General features: G+C 74.0%; 13 protein-coding genes. 8 read left to right on the forward strand and 5 right to left on the reverse strand.

The features are described from left to right. Positions 1-19: 19 nt before the first annotated feature. Together ACWD4P_RS13255 and ACWD4P_RS13260 are read right to left on the reverse strand one after the other, a co-directional pair. Positions 20-799, reverse strand: a complete 780-nt coding sequence (locus ACWD4P_RS13255; RefSeq protein ID WP_449779663.1) for an ABC transporter permease — start codon at positions 797-799, stop codon at positions 20-22. Between the two features lie 2 nt (positions 800-801). After that, on the reverse strand, positions 802-1,791 hold the full coding sequence (locus tag ACWD4P_RS13260; protein ID WP_449779664.1) for an ATP-binding cassette domain-containing protein: 990 nt from the start codon (positions 1,789-1,791) through the stop codon (positions 802-804). A gap of 299 nt (positions 1,792-2,090) precedes the next feature. Between ACWD4P_RS13260 and ACWD4P_RS13265 the strand changes: the two genes are divergently transcribed. Together ACWD4P_RS13265 and ACWD4P_RS13270 are read left to right on the forward strand one after the other, a co-directional pair. Then, positions 2,091-3,686, forward strand: a complete 1,596-nt coding sequence (locus ACWD4P_RS13265; protein WP_449779665.1) for an FAD-binding oxidoreductase — start codon at positions 2,091-2,093, stop codon at positions 3,684-3,686. A 98-nt stretch (positions 3,687-3,784) separates the two neighbouring features. Further along, positions 3,785-4,732 carry an aromatase/cyclase gene (locus ACWD4P_RS13270; protein ID WP_449779666.1) on the forward strand — a complete coding sequence of 316 codons (948 nt, stop codon included), beginning with the start codon at positions 3,785-3,787 and terminating at the stop codon, positions 4,730-4,732. 55 nt (positions 4,733-4,787) lie between these two features. Here ACWD4P_RS13270 and ACWD4P_RS13275 read toward each other — a convergent pair whose 3' ends face one another. Both ACWD4P_RS13275 and ACWD4P_RS13280 read right to left on the reverse strand, forming a co-directional pair. After that, on the reverse strand, positions 4,788-6,017 hold the full coding sequence (locus tag ACWD4P_RS13275) for an acyl-CoA dehydrogenase family protein (RefSeq protein ID WP_449779667.1): 1,230 nt from the start codon (positions 6,015-6,017) through the stop codon (positions 4,788-4,790). 149 nt (positions 6,018-6,166) lie between these two features. Then, positions 6,167-6,910, reverse strand: coding sequence for an NAD-dependent epimerase/dehydratase family protein (locus tag ACWD4P_RS13280; protein ID WP_449779668.1), 744 nt, complete (start codon positions 6,908-6,910; stop codon positions 6,167-6,169). A 120-nt stretch (positions 6,911-7,030) separates the two neighbouring features. Between ACWD4P_RS13280 and ACWD4P_RS13285 the strand changes: the two genes are divergently transcribed. Genes ACWD4P_RS13285 through ACWD4P_RS13310 form a run of 6 tightly spaced genes read left to right on the forward strand, consistent with a single transcriptional unit; the run spans position 7,031 to position 14,013 of the window. Continuing rightward, positions 7,031-8,416 carry a cytochrome P450 family protein gene (locus tag ACWD4P_RS13285; RefSeq protein ID WP_449779669.1) on the forward strand — a complete coding sequence of 462 codons (1,386 nt, stop codon included), beginning with the start codon at positions 7,031-7,033 and terminating at the stop codon, positions 8,414-8,416. Positions 8,417-8,433: 17 nt separating this feature from the next. Next, positions 8,434-9,645 carry a class I SAM-dependent methyltransferase gene (locus ACWD4P_RS13290; RefSeq protein ID WP_359819740.1) on the forward strand — a complete coding sequence of 404 codons (1,212 nt, stop codon included), beginning with the start codon at positions 8,434-8,436 and terminating at the stop codon, positions 9,643-9,645. Positions 9,646-9,705: 60 nt separating this feature from the next. Then, entirely contained in the window at positions 9,706-10,320 is a 615-nt protein-coding gene (locus ACWD4P_RS13295; protein ID WP_359819743.1) for a dTDP-4-dehydrorhamnose 3,5-epimerase family protein, read from the forward strand. After that, positions 10,317-11,261, forward strand: a complete 945-nt coding sequence (locus tag ACWD4P_RS13300; protein WP_449779670.1) for an NAD-dependent epimerase/dehydratase family protein — start codon at positions 10,317-10,319, stop codon at positions 11,259-11,261. Before ACWD4P_RS13295 ends, ACWD4P_RS13300 begins: the two co-directional genes overlap by 4 nt. Continuing rightward, on the forward strand, positions 11,258-12,748 hold the full coding sequence (locus ACWD4P_RS13305; RefSeq protein WP_449779671.1) for an NDP-hexose 2,3-dehydratase family protein: 1,491 nt from the start codon (positions 11,258-11,260) through the stop codon (positions 12,746-12,748). Before ACWD4P_RS13300 ends, ACWD4P_RS13305 begins: the two co-directional genes overlap by 4 nt. Beyond that, a complete protein-coding gene (locus ACWD4P_RS13310; RefSeq protein ID WP_449779672.1) occupies positions 12,748-14,013 on the forward strand; it encodes a class I SAM-dependent methyltransferase in 1,266 nt (421 codons plus the stop codon). Before ACWD4P_RS13305 ends, ACWD4P_RS13310 begins: the two co-directional genes overlap by 1 nt. Before the next feature lie 80 nt (positions 14,014-14,093). Here the strand turns inward: ACWD4P_RS13310 and ACWD4P_RS13315 are convergent, their stop codons facing one another. Then, positions 14,094-14,540, reverse strand: a complete 447-nt coding sequence (locus ACWD4P_RS13315; RefSeq protein WP_359819755.1) for a nuclear transport factor 2 family protein — start codon at positions 14,538-14,540, stop codon at positions 14,094-14,096. Positions 14,541-14,637 lie beyond the last annotated feature (97 nt).

Consider the following 14,637-nt stretch of genomic DNA (forward strand, 5'->3'; position numbering starts at 1 on the left):
GCTTCGTCAGGGGCGGGTACTACGCTGAGGCGTTGCGCATGCCGCGGATCCCGGCCGCGACGCCCAGGATCGCGATGGCGACGGCCGCGAGGAATCCGTACAGCACCACCGATTCGGTCAACTGTCCGTCGAACAGGGCGCGTTCGGCCTCGACCACGTGGGTCACCGGGTTGATCCGGCTCAGGACGTAGAGCCAGGTCGGCGCGGCCGCCTCGGTGATCGGCAGCAGCACCCCGGAGAGAAGCAGCAGCGGGAAGAAGACCACCTGCTGTACCCCGTAGAACAGGGTCTGCCGGCGGCGGGAGTGGAGCGCCAGGGTGAAGGACAGCGCGCCGATGCCGACGCCGAAGACGCTCAGCAGCACGAGCCCGGCCAGGGCGCCCGGCAGGTGCAGCCGGAAGTCGGTCGGCAGCAGCAGGAGGAGGATCAGCAGGGCCTGGGTGAGCAGGACCACGACCTCCTTCAGTGTCCGGCCGACCAGCATGGCGGCCCGGTTGAGCGGGGTGACGAGCAGCCGCTCGAATGCGCCCGAGGAGATCTCGCCCAGCAGCGAGGCGCCCGACCCCGCGGTGGCGGACAGGCCGAGCAGGACGAGCATGCCGGGGACGAACCACTGCCAGGGTGAGCCCGCGCCGGCCGGCCCGCCGCCCGCGCCCGGGCCCGAGTTGGAGAGCAGCGGCGCGAAGAGGGCCAGCAGCAGGAACGGCAGCATCATCGTGAAGAGCAGGCCGACGGGCTGGCGCAGTTCGGGCTTGAGTTCGCGGGCGAACGCGGTGCGGGTGTCGGTGAGCACCTTCATGGTCAGGCTCCCTGGTGAGGGGTGGTCGGGATGCCGGCGTCGGCGCTCTCCCGGAGGGTGCGGCCGGTCAGGGTGAGGAAGACGTCGTCGAGGGTGGGGCGGGTCAGCCGGGTGCTGTGCACCCGGATCCCGGCCGCGTCGAGGTCGCGCAGCAGCTCCGGCAGCCGGACGTCGCCGTCGGAGGTCCGGACCCGCACCTCCCGGTCCTCGACGGTCACCTCCCGAACGGCCCGCAGGGTGCGGGCCCGGGTGGCGGCCGGGCCGGTGTCGGCGGGGTCGGAGGTCGTGAACGTGATGAGGTCACCGGCGAGTTCGGCCTTGAGGCGCTCCGGGGAGTCGTCGGCGATCACCCGGCCGTGGTCGATGACCAGCACCCGCCCGGCCCACAGGTCGGCCTCCTCCAGGTAGTGGGTGGTGAAGACGATGGTGGTGCCGAGGTCCTTGTGCAGGCGCAGCACGTGCTCCCAGATGTTGGCGCGGCTGTGCGGGTCGAGCCCGGTGGAGGGCTCGTCGAGGAAGAGCAGGTCCGGTTCGTGGACCAGGGCCATGGCGATGTCGAGCCGGCGGCGCTGGCCCCCGGAGAGGGTGCCGACCGTCCGCCGGGACAGCCCTTCCAGTTCGAGGGCGTCCAGCAGGCGTTCGGCCCGGGCGTGCGCCTCGGTGCGGCCCAGGCCGTACGCGCGGCCCTGGGTGACGAGTTCGTCCATGACCCGGAAGCCGGTGCCGGCGCTGTTGCCCTGGCCGAGGTAGCCGATCCGGCGGCGCACCCCGGCCGGGTCGGCCACCACGTCGTGCCCGGCGACGGTGGCGGTGCCCGTGGTCGGCGGGAGCAGGGTGGTCAGCATCCGCAGACTGGTGGTCTTCCCGGCGCCGTTCGGGCCGAGGAAGGCCACCACGGAGCCGGCCTCGATGTCGAGGTCGAGACCGCGGACGGCTTCGACGGTCTCTCCCTTGGCGCGGAAACTTCGGGTGAGTCCGCGGGTGTGGATCATGAGGTCTCCCGTACGGGGGCGTGGAGGGGCGCGGAGGTCACGGCTGCCGGGCGGGGCCGGTCGGAGCGGCCCCGGGCAGGCGGAGGAGAAGTCGGCTGCTCCGGGCTCTTGACTTCTGAGAGCTTAGAAGCGTCAATAACGTCACTGTCAGCGCCGCTGACAGTTCTTCTCCCGCCCTCGGAAGCTCGTTCGAGCGCGCCGCGTACCAGCGACCCTCCACCGGCCCGCCAGCGACGGACCCCAGGCTGACCGCCGACGGACGATCCGCCGCAGGCCGCACGGGAAGGTCGGTGAACCCCATGGCAGGACTCACGCGCAGACGGTTGATGGAGCTCTCGACGATGGCCGGGGGAGCCGCGCTGCTCGGTGCCCCGGCCGCCGCCACTCCGGTGGCCGGAGCGCGTGCCCCCCTGGGGCCGGTGGTCCTCGGCCCGGACGACCCCCGCTACACCGAACTCACCACCCGCGGGCACAACGGCCGCTTCACCGGCTCCCCGGACGTGGTGCACCTGGTCGGCTCACCCGGGCAGGTGGTCGCCGCGGTCGAGCAGGCCGCCCGGGACCGCAGGCGGATCGCGGTCCGCAGCGGCGGCCACTGCTTCGAGGGCTTCGTCGACGACCCCGCCGTCCGGGTCCTGATCGACGTCTCCGAGATGACGGACGTCTCCCACGACCCGGAGCGGCAGCTCTTCGCCGTCGCGGCCGGCGCCACCCTCGGGCGGGTCTACCGCACGCTCTACCTGGGCTGGGGCGTGACCCTGCCGGGCGGCAGCTGCCCCGGCGTCGGGGTGGGCGGCCACGTCGCGGGCGGCGGCTACGGGGCACTGTCCCGCCGGTACGGGCTGGTCGTCGACCACCTGTACGGTGTCGAGGTCGTCGTCGCGGACCGGTCCGGCCGGGCCCGCCAGGTCACCGCCACCCGGGACTCCACCGGGCCCGAGCGCGAGCTGTGGTGGGCCCACACCGGCGGCGGAGGAGGCAACTTCGGGGTCGTCACCCGCTACCTGTTCCGGTCGCCGGGCGCCGCCGGCGCGCCGGGCGACCTGCTGCCGAAACCGCCGACCGCCGTACGCTCGGTGTCCCTCGGCTGGCAGTGGCAGGACCTGAACCAGGAGGCGTTCGCCCGGCTGCTGCGCGCCCACGGGGATTGGCACCAACGGCACGCCGGTACGGACACGCCCTACGCCGACCTGTCGAGCGGCCTCACCCTCGGCCACCGCGCCGCCGGGCGGGTCTCGGTGGACGCCGCCCTCGACGCCTCCCGCCCCCGCGCCCGGGAACTCCTGGACGCCTTCGCCGCCGAACTGACCGCCGCGGCCGGCGTCCCGCACACGGCGACCACCACCGAGACGCCGTGGCTGAAGTCGGTGCTGGGCGTGGTGCAGTGGCCGGGCGGCGCCCGGTTCAAGTCCAAGTCCACCGTGCTGCGCAAACCCTGGTCCGACCGGCAGATCGCGGTCCTGCACGACCACCTGAACCGGGGCGGCGAGGAGTTCGCCACCGCCGGCGTCTACCTCACCTTCCTCGGCGGACGGATCAACACCGTGCCCCAGGACGCCACCGCCCTGCCCCACCGGGACAGCCTGTTCAGCGTCGTCCACGAGACCCTGTGGGGCGAGCCGGAGCAGACCGAACGCCACCTGGCCTGGGTGCGTGGCCTCTACCGGGAGCTGCACGCCGACACCGGCGGCGTCCCGGTGCCGAACGAGGCCAACGGCGGTGCCTACGTCAACTACCCGGACACGGACCTCGCCGACCCCGGCTGGAACACCTCGGGCGTGCCGTGGAGCGCCCTCTACTACCGGGACAACCACCGGCGGCTGCAACGGGTCAAGGAGCGCTGGGACCCGCTGGACCTGTTCCACCACGACCTGGGCGTCCGGCCGGCCGGCTGACGGACGGCGATGAGCCCTGCCCAGCGGTTCTCGAGTCACCGACCAGAGCCGGCCCCGACCCTGGCTCCGCTGACCGACAGCGGAGCCGGAGGAGGACCATGTCACGTCCCGGAACCCACCACACCGAACACTCGATCACCGTGTCCGCGTCCCCGCGGCGCGTCTACGACCTGATCGCCGACGTCGGCCGCTGGCCGGAGACCTTCCCGCCCACCGTGCACGTCGAACGCGTCGAACGGGGCGACACCGGGGAACGCATCCGGATCTGGGCCACCGCCAACGGCGAGGTGAAGACCTGGACCTCGCGGCGGCTGCTGGACCCCGGCCGGCTCAGCGTCCGTTTCCGGCAGGAGGTCTCCCAACCCCCGGTGTCCGCCATGGGCGGGGAGTGGATCGTCGAGCCGCTCACCGATACCGAGACCAGGGTGCGTCTGCTGCACGACTTCCGGGCCGTCGACGACGACGCCGAGAACGCCGCCTGGATCCAGCGGGCGGTCGACCACAACAGCGGCGCCGAACTGGAGGCCCTGCGCGCCGCCGTCGAGCGCGAGGAGGCCGGGGCCGGCCCGGTGCTCACCTTCGAGGACACCGTCGCCTTCGACGGCGACGTCAAGGCCGCCTTCGCCTTCGTCGACGAGGCGCACCGCTGGCCCGAGCGGCTGCCGCACGTGGCCCGCGCGGAGCTGACGGAGGATCAACCGGGCCTCCAGGTACTGGAGATGGACACCAGGGCGCCGGACGGATCCACCCACACCACCCGGTCCGTCCGGATCTGCTTCCCGCACGACCGGATCGTCTACAAGCAGCTGCGCACCCCCGCGCTGATGACCGCCCACACCGGGCAGTGGCTGTTCCGGGCGGACGGTGAAGGGGCCCGGATCACCTCCGTGCACACCGTGGTCCTCGACGAGGAGGCCGTGCCGGCCGTCCTCGGACCGGATGCCACCCTCGCCGACGCCCGCGCCTTCGTGCGCGACGCGCTGGGCCGCAACAGCACCACCACCATGGAGCACGCCGTGGCGCACGCCGGCCGGCCGCGGGCGTAGCGCGACCAAGGGTGGGGGGAGGGCCGGGACAGCCGGCCCTCCCCCCACCCGTCACTCAGGCATTCGGGCCGCCGAGCACCGCCTCGGACAGCCAATCCACCGCGTCGGGATAGGTGAACGGGTGCATGAACGCGCCCGCCCGCACGTCCCGGTAGAGCCGCGACAGCGGATGCGCCCCCGCGTAGGAGGCGCCGCCGATCACCACCAGGCAGTCCGAGACGATGTCGGGTGCCAGCCGGTTCACCATCAGCTTGGCGCACTGGAAGTCGGCCATCATGCGCCGCCCGCGCTCCGCCGGATCACCGTCGAAGCCGTACGCCAGCCAGTCCGCCACCGACAGCGTGCCCGCCACCGTCGTGCGCAGCGCGTACAGCCGGGCCTCGATCTCCGCGAGCAGCGTGCGCGTCGCGGCCCCCGCCGCCGAAAGCCCGCCCCGCTTGGCGAGTTCGGCCACCACGACGTCCCGCGCCGCTTGCGCCACCCCCGCGTAGATCCCCAGCATGGTGATCGAACTGACCGTCTGGCCCGCCAGGGACGCGTCCGACTGCTCCCCGACCGGCCCGCGCAGGAACACGTCCCCGGCCCGGATCGGACAGTCCTCCAGTACGACGTCCACGGTGCCGGAGGCCCGCATGCCCAGCCCGTCCCAGTTGTCCAGGACGGTCAGGCCCGGGGTCCCGCGCGACAGCACGGCCGCCGCCGAGCGGGCCACACCGGCCACCTCCACCTGCGCCGAGACGACGAAGTCGGTCGCGAACGGCGCCATGCTCGCCAGGGTCTTGCGGCCGGTCAGCACCCAGCCCCCGTCCGGGGCCGGCCGCAGCCTGGTCGCCCCCCGGCCGCCGGGGGCGTCCTTGACGGTGGTGCACACCACGGCCTCGCCCGAGCCCATGCCGCGCAGCAGCCGCTCGGCCAGCGCCCGCGGCCCGTCGTCGCCGTGCCGCCACTCGTGGGTGAAGGTCAGCCCCCGGCTGAGCTGCATGTGCAGTGCCAGCGCGGTCGACGCGTCCGCCTCGGCGACCGCCGTCAGAGCCAGGGCGACGTCGTGCAGGGAGGTGACGCCCAGACCGCCCAACTCCCGCGGCACGGTGGCGCCGAGCACGCCGCCGGCGCGCAGGGCCGCGAACACCTCGGTGCGGAAGACCCCCTCCCGGTCGGCCGACCGGGCGCCGTCCCGGATCGCGGGCAGGTGCCCGGTGAGCCGGTCCAGCAGGGCCCGGCCGGCCGCGGTCCTCGGTGTGCGCAGATCCGCCGTGACCGCCCGGTATCCGTCGTGTGTCGCCATCGCGTTCCCGCTTCCTTCGCTCGATATCCGGCCGCCCGGTGCGATCGGGACGGCCTCGATGATGTCCGGTGCGGTTCGACGACCGTTCGAGAGTCGCTGCCCGTCCCGAAAGTCCATGCTCCGTAACGGAGTTCGGCCGGTCCGGCCGGTCAGGCACCGGTCTCCCGCAGATAGCGGTCCAGCGCCCGCCGGTGGTAGCCGGGCCCGAAGGGGGGCCCGGCCGACCCGGGCACCAGCCGCCGCAGCTTCGCCACCGACGGGCAGTGCGAGAAGGCGCTGTCCCCGCCGCCGACGAGTTCCTCGGCCGCCTCCAGGCCCAGTCGCCGCTTCAGGTGGGCCACCAGGTCCCGGACGTCCACGCAGTCGCCGGAGGCCACGTTCACCGTCTCGTTGCGCACGCCCGCGGCGAGCAGCCCGTCCACGAGCCGGACGAAGTCCGCCACGTGCAGCAGGTCGCGCCGGGCCCCCGGGTGCACCCGGACCAGCCCCGCCCTGACCTGCGCCAGCAGGGCCGGCACCAGCCGGAAGTCGGGCTCGTGCGGCCCGAGGACATACGCCAGGCGCAGCACCAGGTGCTCGACGCCGGACTCCCGGATCACGGTCTCCAGGGCGTGCTTGTGCCGGCCGTAGCGGGTGCTGGCGACGAGCGGGTCGTCCTCCCGCCCCCGGCAGCCCGGGCCGCCGTACATGCTCACCGTGGAGAGGAAGACCAGCAGGTCACCCCGGTCGCGGCAGCGCGCGACCGTGTCCCGCACCAGCGCGGCCTCCCGCTCGTGCTCGGAGTCCGGCAGGTGCTGGCGGGGTACGCCCGCGGCCAGCACCGTCACCCCGGGGTAGGCCTCGCGCAGCGGCCGCAGGTACCGGGCGATGAATCCCTTGCCGATGATGTCCATGACCGCGTCACGCTAGGGCGTGGGTGCCACGCCCCCCTCGTGCCCGGCTCGACGGCCCGCCCGGACCCGGCCACGGGAAGTCGAGGGGTGATCGAGGGGACCTGCCTAGCGTCCTTCCCCATGACAGCGAGCATGACCGACGGCGAGTTGGGGCGTGTGCTGCTGACCCTGCGCGGCGTGCAGTGGATCCTGGGCACCAAGGGCGATCCGTACGCGCTGCTGCTTCGTGCTGCCGGGGACGACCGCGCCGAACTGGGCCGGCGGGTCCGCGAGCGCGGCCCCCTGTACCGCAGCAGCGCCGAGGCGTGGGTGACGGCGGACCACGAGGCGGCCACCGCCGCGCTGGCCGACCGGCGGCTGACGCCCCGGCCACCGGGGGCCGGGGCGTCAGCCGGTGAGCCGGCCGGCGAACCGGCGCCCTGGGACGTTCCCGCCCTGCACGAGGCACTGCCGCTCGCCGAACTGCCCACCGGACTCGACCGCGAGGAGTACGAGCGGCTGGCGCGCTGGGCCGAACCGGTGCTCGGCGAACGGGCCGTGGGCCGCCTGCGGGCACCGGCCGTACGGGCCTACCGGAGCCGGGCGGCCGCCCTCGGCGAGCGGTTCGACCTGGTGGACGACCTGATCCGGCCGGCCACCGTCGAGACGGCCCGGGTGCTGCTCGGGCTGCCGCGGCACCGGGCCGAGCGCTTCGCCGAACTGTGCGGCGCGACCGCCGGAGCGCTGGACGCGACGCTCTGCCCGCCCAGGCTGGACACCGCCCGCCGGCTGGGCGCCGCCCTGCCCGAACTCCGCGCCCTGCTCGCCGAGACGGTCGCGGACGCGGAGAAGGCGGTCGCCGGGAACACGTACGCCGGGAAGACGGTCGGGCGTGCGACCGGGGGCGGCCTGCCCGGCCGGCTGCTGCGGCTCCCGCCCCCGGACGGGCGTCCGGCGGCCGCAGCCGACGACGTGCTGACCGTGAGCGTCCTGCTCGCGACCGTCGGCGTCGACGTCACCACCACGCTGGTCGGCAACGCGCTCGCCCTCCTGCTGGACCACCCCGAGCAGTGGCGGGCCCTGGTCGAGGACCCCGGGCTCGCCACCGCCTGCGTCGCCGAGACCCTGCGGCACGCGCCGCCGGTCCGGCTGCGCCGACTGTACGCCCGGCAGGACCTGGAAATCGCCGGGACCGGGGTGGCCGCCGGCGAGGAGGTGGTGGTGCTGGTCGAGGCCGTGCACCGCGACCCCCGGCGGCACCCCGACCCCGACCGCTTCGACCTCCGCCGGCCCGCCCCCGACCGCCGGCTGCTCCCCGAGGACGGCCACCACGGCGGTCTCGTCGTCCCGGCGGCGCGGCTGGCGGCCGACGCGGCCCTGCGGGCCCTCGCCGCGGAGCTGCCCGACCTGACCCGAACCGGCGAGGTGCTGCGCCGGCTCCGCTCACCGATCACCAGCGGGGTGCTCCGCTTCCCCGCCGCCCGCCACGGAACCGTCCGGCGGCAGATCCCGCCCCGGGCCCGATGAATCCCGAGGAAGGCCCCATGTGCCGTGTCTGTGGAGGACCCGTCCGTCAGTTCTTCGACTTCGGGCGCCAGCCACTGTCCGACGCCTTCGTGGACCCAGAACGCGTCGACGAGGAGTACTTCTTCCGGCTCGCCGTGGGCATCTGCGAGTCCTGCGGCATGACCCAGCTCCTGGAGGAGGTCGCCCGGGACCGCATGTTCCACGAGGCCTACCCCTACCACTCGTCCGGCTCGGCCCACATGCGGCGGCACTTCGAGCGGACCGCCGCCCGGCTGTCCCGGGACCACCTGCGTGGGCCCGACCCGTTCGTGGTGGAGATCGGCTGCAACGACGGGGTGATGCTGCGCGCCCTGGCCAAGGAGGGCATCCGTCACCTCGGTGTCGAGCCCTCCGGCGGCGTGGCCGAACTCGCCCGCCAGCAGGGCGTCCGGGTCCGCTCCGAGTTCTTCGAGGAGGCGACGGCGGCCGCGATCCTGGCCGCGGACGGCCCCGCCGACCTGGTCTACTCCGCCAACACTGTCTGCCACATCCCCTACCTGGACTCCGTCTTCCGGGGCCTCGACACCCTGCTGGCCCCGGACGGCGCTTTCGTCTTCGAGGACCCGTACCTCGGTGACATCCTCGAACGCACCACCTTCGACCAGATCTACGACGAGCACTTCTACTTCTTCACCCTGACCTCGGTGCGGAACGCGGCCGCCCGCCACGGCTTCGAGGTCGTCGACGTCGAACGGCTGCCGGTGCACGGTGGCGAACTGCGCTACACCCTCAAGCGGGCCGGCCGCGGCACCCCGAACCGGGCCGTGGCCGAACTGGCAGCCGAGGAGCGGCGCAGGGGGCTGGACAACCCCGAGGTGTTCGACGAGTTCGCTGTCCGGATCGAACGCATCCGCACCGAACTGACCACGCTGCTGAGGAAGTTGCGCGCGGAGGGCAAGCGGGTCGTCGGCTACGGCGCCACCGCCAAGAGCGCCACCGTGACCAACTACTGCGGCATCGGACCCGAGTTGATCGAATGGGTCTGCGACGTGACCCCGGCCAAGCACGGCAAGCTCATGCCCGGCTCGCACATCCCGGTCCGCCCCAGCGAGGCCCTGGCCCAGCCCTACCCGGACTACGTGGTGCTGTTCGCCTGGAACCACGCCGAGGAGATCATGGCCAAGGAGCGGCTGTTCCGCGAGTCCGGCGGGCGCTGGATCGTCTACGCGCCGGAGGTCCGCGTCATCTGACCCCGCACCATCCCACCGCCGGTCCCCGCCGGCGCCACCACCAGCAACGAGGACGGTGACATGGAGTCGCGACAACTCGCCGTGGCCGGCGCGTTCGAGTTCCGGCCGAAGGTCTTCACCGACGAACGGGGGCTCTTCGTCTCCCCGTTCCAGGAGACGGCCGCCCGCGAGGCCCTGGGGCATCCCTTGTTCCCCGTGGCCCAGACCAACCACAGCCGCTCCCGGCGCGGCACGATCCGGGGCGCCCATTACACCCTCACGCCCCCGGGGGTCGCCAAGTACGTGTACTGCGCGCGCGGCCGGGCGCTCGACCTGGTCATCGACGTCCGGGTCGGCTCGCCCACATACGGCCGCTCGGACGCCGTCCTGCTCGACCAGGAGGACTTCCGCGCCGTCTACTTCCCGGTCGGCGTCGCCCACGCCTTCGTGGCCCTGGAGGACGACACCGTGATGTCGTACATGCTCTCCGGCGAGTACGTCCCCGAGCACGAGCTGTCGCTCTCCGTCCTCGACCCGGCGCTCGGCCTGCCGCTGCCGCGCGACGTCGACCCGGTCATGTCCGAACGGGACCGGGCCGCGCCGACCCTGGAGACGGCCGAGAAGAGCGGCACCCTCCCGGAGTACCGCGCGTGCCTCGACCTCGAACGGGCACTGTGCGGACGCCCGGCCCGATGACCGCCGGGCCGCGGACGGGCGCCGTCGCCGTGATCGGCGCCACCGGCTGGGTCGGCGGCGCGGTGACCGCCGCGTTCGCCCGGGCCGGCCGGCCCGTGGCCGAGGTCGCGCGCCGCCGGCCCCCGGACACCGCCGGCCGGCGCTTCCACGCCCTCGACGTCGCCGCCGCGGACCCGGCCGAGCTGGCCGCACTGCTCGCCGAGGCCGACGTGGACACCGTGGTCAACGCGGCCGGCGGCTGGGTCACCGGAGCGGCCGAGAACGAGCGCGCCCACGTCCGGCTGGTGGAGAACCTGCTGGCCGCGTGCGCGCGCACGCCCCGACCGCCGCGCCTGGTGCAGATCGGCTCCGTGCACGAGTACGGACCGCTGCCCGCCGGCACCGCCGTCGACGAGACCCGGGCGCCGAACCCCGGCTCCGTCTACGCCCGCACCAAACTGGCCGGCGCCGAGGCGGTGCTCCGCGCCACCCGCGAGGGCGCGGTGGACGGCGTGGTGCTGCGCGTCGTCAACCTGTGCGGCCCGGGCGTCGCGGCGGGGTTCCTGGGCGCCGCGGTCCGCCTGCTGCGCGCCGCCACCCCGGACCACCCGGCCGAGCTGACCGTGGCCGACGCCCACCGCGACTACCTCGACGTCCGGGACCTGGCCGGCGCCGTCCTCGCGGCCGCCACCGCCCCGGTGACCGGCCAGGTGATCAACGTGGGTCGCGGCGAGGCAGTACCTGTGAGCCGCCTGATCGACCTGCTCGTCGCCGCCGCGGCCCCGCCGCCCGGCGCGGTCCGGCGGCGCACCGCCCCGGTCGACTCCCGGGGCGGTGACTGGACCCTCGCCGACATCGCCCGCGCGGCCCGGCTGCTGGGGTGGCGACCGCAGGTGGACCTGCCCGCCTCGATCAAGGACATGTGGGACGCGTCCCGCACGGACCACCTGGAGCGAGCATGACCGAAGCAACCGCACGACCCGCGAGCCGGCGGCGCACCGCCGCCACCCCCCTGCGCGTCGCCGCCTCGGCCCGCGCCCGGCCCGACGGGCCCGCCTCGCGCCAGGACTTCCGCGACTGGTTCGCCGAGGCCGCGAAGCGCACCTTCACCTGGGTGGAACGGGTCCCGCTGGACGAACTCGCCGGCTGGCGCACCGACCCCGGCACCGGCAACCTGCGCCACCACACCGGTGGCTTCTTCACCGTGGAGGGCCTGGAGGTGCGGATCCCGGACGGCCCGGTGCCGGCCTGGAGCCAGCCCATCATCAACCAGCCCGAGATCGGCGTCCTCGGCATCCTGGTCCAGGAGTTCGACGGGATCCTGCACTGCCTGATGCAGGCCAAGGTCGAGCCCGGCAACGCCAACGGGCTGCAGATCTCGCCGACCGTGCAGGCCACCCGCAGCAACTACACCGGCGTCCACGGCGGCCGGCCCGTACCGTACCTGGAACTGTTCCGGGACCCGGGCCCGGACGGCCCGCTGGTCGACGTGCGCCAGTCCGAACAGGGCTCCGCCTTCCACCACAAGCGGAACCGGAACATGGTGGTCGAGGCGTACGGGGACGTGGAGGTGCACGAGGGCTTCCGCTGGTTCACCCTCGGCGAGCTGCACCAACTCCTCGCCGAGGACGACCTGGTCAACATGGACGCCCGGACCGTGCTGTCCTGCCTGCCGTTCGCCGACGCCCGGCTCGCCCGCGAACTCGGCCCGCCCGACGACGAGTTCAGGGCGGCCCTGTTCCGCTCCTGCGACCCGTCCGCCGGGGCCCGGCACTCGCTGGACTCCGTGCTGAGCTGGATCACCGAGGCCCGCACCCGCACCGAGGTCCGGGTGCGCCGCGTCCCGCTCGCCGGACTTCCTGGCTGGCACCGCACCCCGGAGCGGATCTCGCACGAGAGCGGGGCCTTCTTCGACGTCATCGGCGTACGGGTGGAGGCCGGCGGCCGGGAGGTCGCCCAGTGGTCCCAGCCGATGATCGAACCGCACGGCACCGGCGTGGTCGCCTTCCTGACCCGGCCCATCGACGGGGTGCTGCACGTCCTGATGCACGCCCGGGCCGAGGCCGGCTACATGGACGTGGTGGAACTCGCCCCCACCGTCCAGTGCACCCCCGACTCCTACGCGCACCTGCCGGGCAGCGCCCGGCCGCGCTTCCTCGACGCGGTGGAGGCGGCGGACCCGGGCCGGATCCGCTTCCGGTCCGTGCTCTCCGAGGAGGGCGGACGCTTCCACCACGCCCGCAACCGCTACCTGATCGTCGAGGGCGACGCCGACACCGACATCGCCCCCGACGACCCCGACTACCGGTGGATGACCGTGCACCAGCTCGTCGAGCTGCTGCGCCACAGCCACTACCTGAACATCCAGGCCCGCAGCCTGGTGGCCTGCCTGCAGAGCCTGCTCGTCCCCGGCGAGCCGGCGCCGACCGCGGAGAGGAAGGTGCCGTGATGCACCCCGACAACGTACGCCCGGTCACCCGGTGCCGGGTCTGCGAAGCCTCGGACTGGCAGGAGGTGGTCTCCTTCGGCGACGTGCCGCTGGCCAACGCCTTCCTGGAACCGGCCGCCTCCTACGCGGACGAGCCGGCCTACCCGCTGGGCGTGGTGTCCTGCCGCTCCTGCCGGCTGATGAGCGTCACCCACGTGGTCGACCCCGAGGTGCTGTACCGCACCTACAGCTACGTCACCTCGGACTCCGAGACCATGACCCGGCACATGGCGAGGGTCGCCGACCTGTGCCGGGAGCGGGCCGGCCTCGCCGCCGGCGACCTGGTGGTGGAGCTCGGCAGCAACACCGGCCAGCAGCTCGCCGCCTTCGCCCCGCACGGGGCCCGGCTGCTCGGCGTGGACCCGGCCCGCAACCTGACGGCCGCCGCCGACCGGCTCGGGGTCCCCACCGTGCCCGAGTTCTTCACCGCCGCCACCGCCGGGGCCGTCCGCCGGGACCACGGCCCGGCCCGGATCATCCTCGGCCGGCACGTCTTCGCCCACATCGACGACCTCGCCGGGGTGCTCGCCGGGGTGCGGGAGCTGCTCGCGTCCGACGGCGTGTTCGTCATCGAAGTCCCGTACGCGGTCGACCTGTTGGAGAAGAACGCGTTCGACACCATCTACCACGAGCACCTGTCGTACTTCCTGGTCCGCACGCTGGACACGCTGTTCACCCGGCACGGCCTCAGCCTGTTCGACGTGCAGCGGCTCCCGGTGCACGGTGGCTCCCTCCTCGCGTTCGTGGGGCGTCCCGAACAGGGGCGGCCGGTCGGTGCGACCGTCGGGGCGCTGATCGCGGCCGAGGAACGGGCGGAGCTCGGCAGCGAGGCCGGCTACCGGGAGTTCGTTCGCGGCGTCCAGGCCGTCCGGGAGGAACTGCCCGCCCTGGTGCGATCCCTGGTCGAGGAGGGCAACCGGGTCGCCGGATACGGGGCGTCGGCCAAGGGCACCACGATCCTCAACATCTGCGGGCTCGGCCCGGACGAGGTGGCGTACTGCACCGACACCACCGTCCTCAAGCAGGACAAGGTGCTGCCCGGCACCCACATCCCGGTGCGCAGCCCCGACTGGGCGCGGACCGATCCGCCGGACGTCTACCTGATGCTGGCGTGGAACTACGCCGACGAGATCCTGCGCAAAGAGGAGGCCTTCCTGCGGGCCGGCGGCCGGTTCGTGCTGCCGTTCCCGAAGCCCGTCATCGTCTCGGCGGACTCGCTGCGCTGACGGCACGCCGGCACCGACGGCCGGACGAGCGAGGCCCGGCGGAACGTCACCAGGACGTTCCGCCGGGCCTCGCGCCGTGCTCAGGGCCGGTCGTCGCGGGTCACGTACCGTTCGCGCACCCGCCACTGGCCGTCCTCGACGACCAGCAGGTCCTCGCACACGCACATCAGCAGCAGCCGGGGGTCCTCGCCCTGGCGGGTCGCCACCACCTGCACGTACGAGCGCACCCGCACCGAGCCGTCCGGTGCCGCGCGCTCCACCGCCGCCGTGGACAGCACGTGCCGGCGGACCTCGCCCCCGGCCACCAGGGCCGCGTGCGCGGTGCGCACCCCGGCGGCCAGGGCGGCGCGGCCGCGGACCGGCTCGGGCAGCGACGGCGGCGCGAACAGGCCGTCCGCGGTGAAGGTGGCGGCCCACGCCTCGGCCTCGCCGGAGTCCAGCAGCTGCATCTGCCGGGCGTAGAAGTGCCCCAGGTCGGCGCAGAGTGCCGGGTACGCCTCCTGCGCCGGGCTGACGGTGTCCGTCATGGTTCTCCCTCCTCGCCCGCGGGATCGCGGGACGCTGCCCGGATGTTCGCGCCCGCTCTTGGAGCCGGGCTGGTGCCCGGGCCCGCCTCCGGCTCCA

The organism is Kitasatospora sp. NPDC002543 (genome assembly GCF_053594915.1).

Excerpts from the sequence above, each read along its gene's own strand:
- ACWD4P_RS13255 (WP_449779663.1), bottom strand. The coding sequence starts at position 799 with ATGAAGGTGCTCACCGACACCCGCACCGCGTTCGCCCGCGAACTCAAG.
- ACWD4P_RS13260 (WP_449779664.1), bottom strand. The coding sequence starts at position 1,791 with ATGATCCACACCCGCGGACTCACCCGAAGTTTCCGCGCCAAGGGAGAG.
- ACWD4P_RS13265 (WP_449779665.1), top strand. The coding sequence starts at position 2,091 with ATGGCAGGACTCACGCGCAGACGGTTGATGGAGCTCTCGACGATGGCC.
- ACWD4P_RS13270 (WP_449779666.1), top strand. The coding sequence starts at position 3,785 with ATGTCACGTCCCGGAACCCACCACACCGAACACTCGATCACCGTGTCC.
- ACWD4P_RS13275 (WP_449779667.1), bottom strand. The coding sequence starts at position 6,017 with ATGGCGACACACGACGGATACCGGGCGGTCACGGCGGATCTGCGCACA.
- ACWD4P_RS13280 (WP_449779668.1), bottom strand. The coding sequence starts at position 6,910 with ATGGACATCATCGGCAAGGGATTCATCGCCCGGTACCTGCGGCCGCTG.
- ACWD4P_RS13285 (WP_449779669.1), top strand. The coding sequence starts at position 7,031 with ATGACAGCGAGCATGACCGACGGCGAGTTGGGGCGTGTGCTGCTGACC.
- ACWD4P_RS13290 (WP_359819740.1), top strand. The coding sequence starts at position 8,434 with ATGTGCCGTGTCTGTGGAGGACCCGTCCGTCAGTTCTTCGACTTCGGG.
- ACWD4P_RS13295 (WP_359819743.1), top strand. The coding sequence starts at position 9,706 with ATGGAGTCGCGACAACTCGCCGTGGCCGGCGCGTTCGAGTTCCGGCCG.
- ACWD4P_RS13300 (WP_449779670.1), top strand. The coding sequence starts at position 10,317 with ATGACCGCCGGGCCGCGGACGGGCGCCGTCGCCGTGATCGGCGCCACC.
- ACWD4P_RS13305 (WP_449779671.1), top strand. The coding sequence starts at position 11,258 with ATGACCGAAGCAACCGCACGACCCGCGAGCCGGCGGCGCACCGCCGCC.
- ACWD4P_RS13310 (WP_449779672.1), top strand. The coding sequence starts at position 12,748 with ATGCACCCCGACAACGTACGCCCGGTCACCCGGTGCCGGGTCTGCGAA.
- ACWD4P_RS13315 (WP_359819755.1), bottom strand. The coding sequence starts at position 14,540 with ATGACGGACACCGTCAGCCCGGCGCAGGAGGCGTACCCGGCACTCTGC.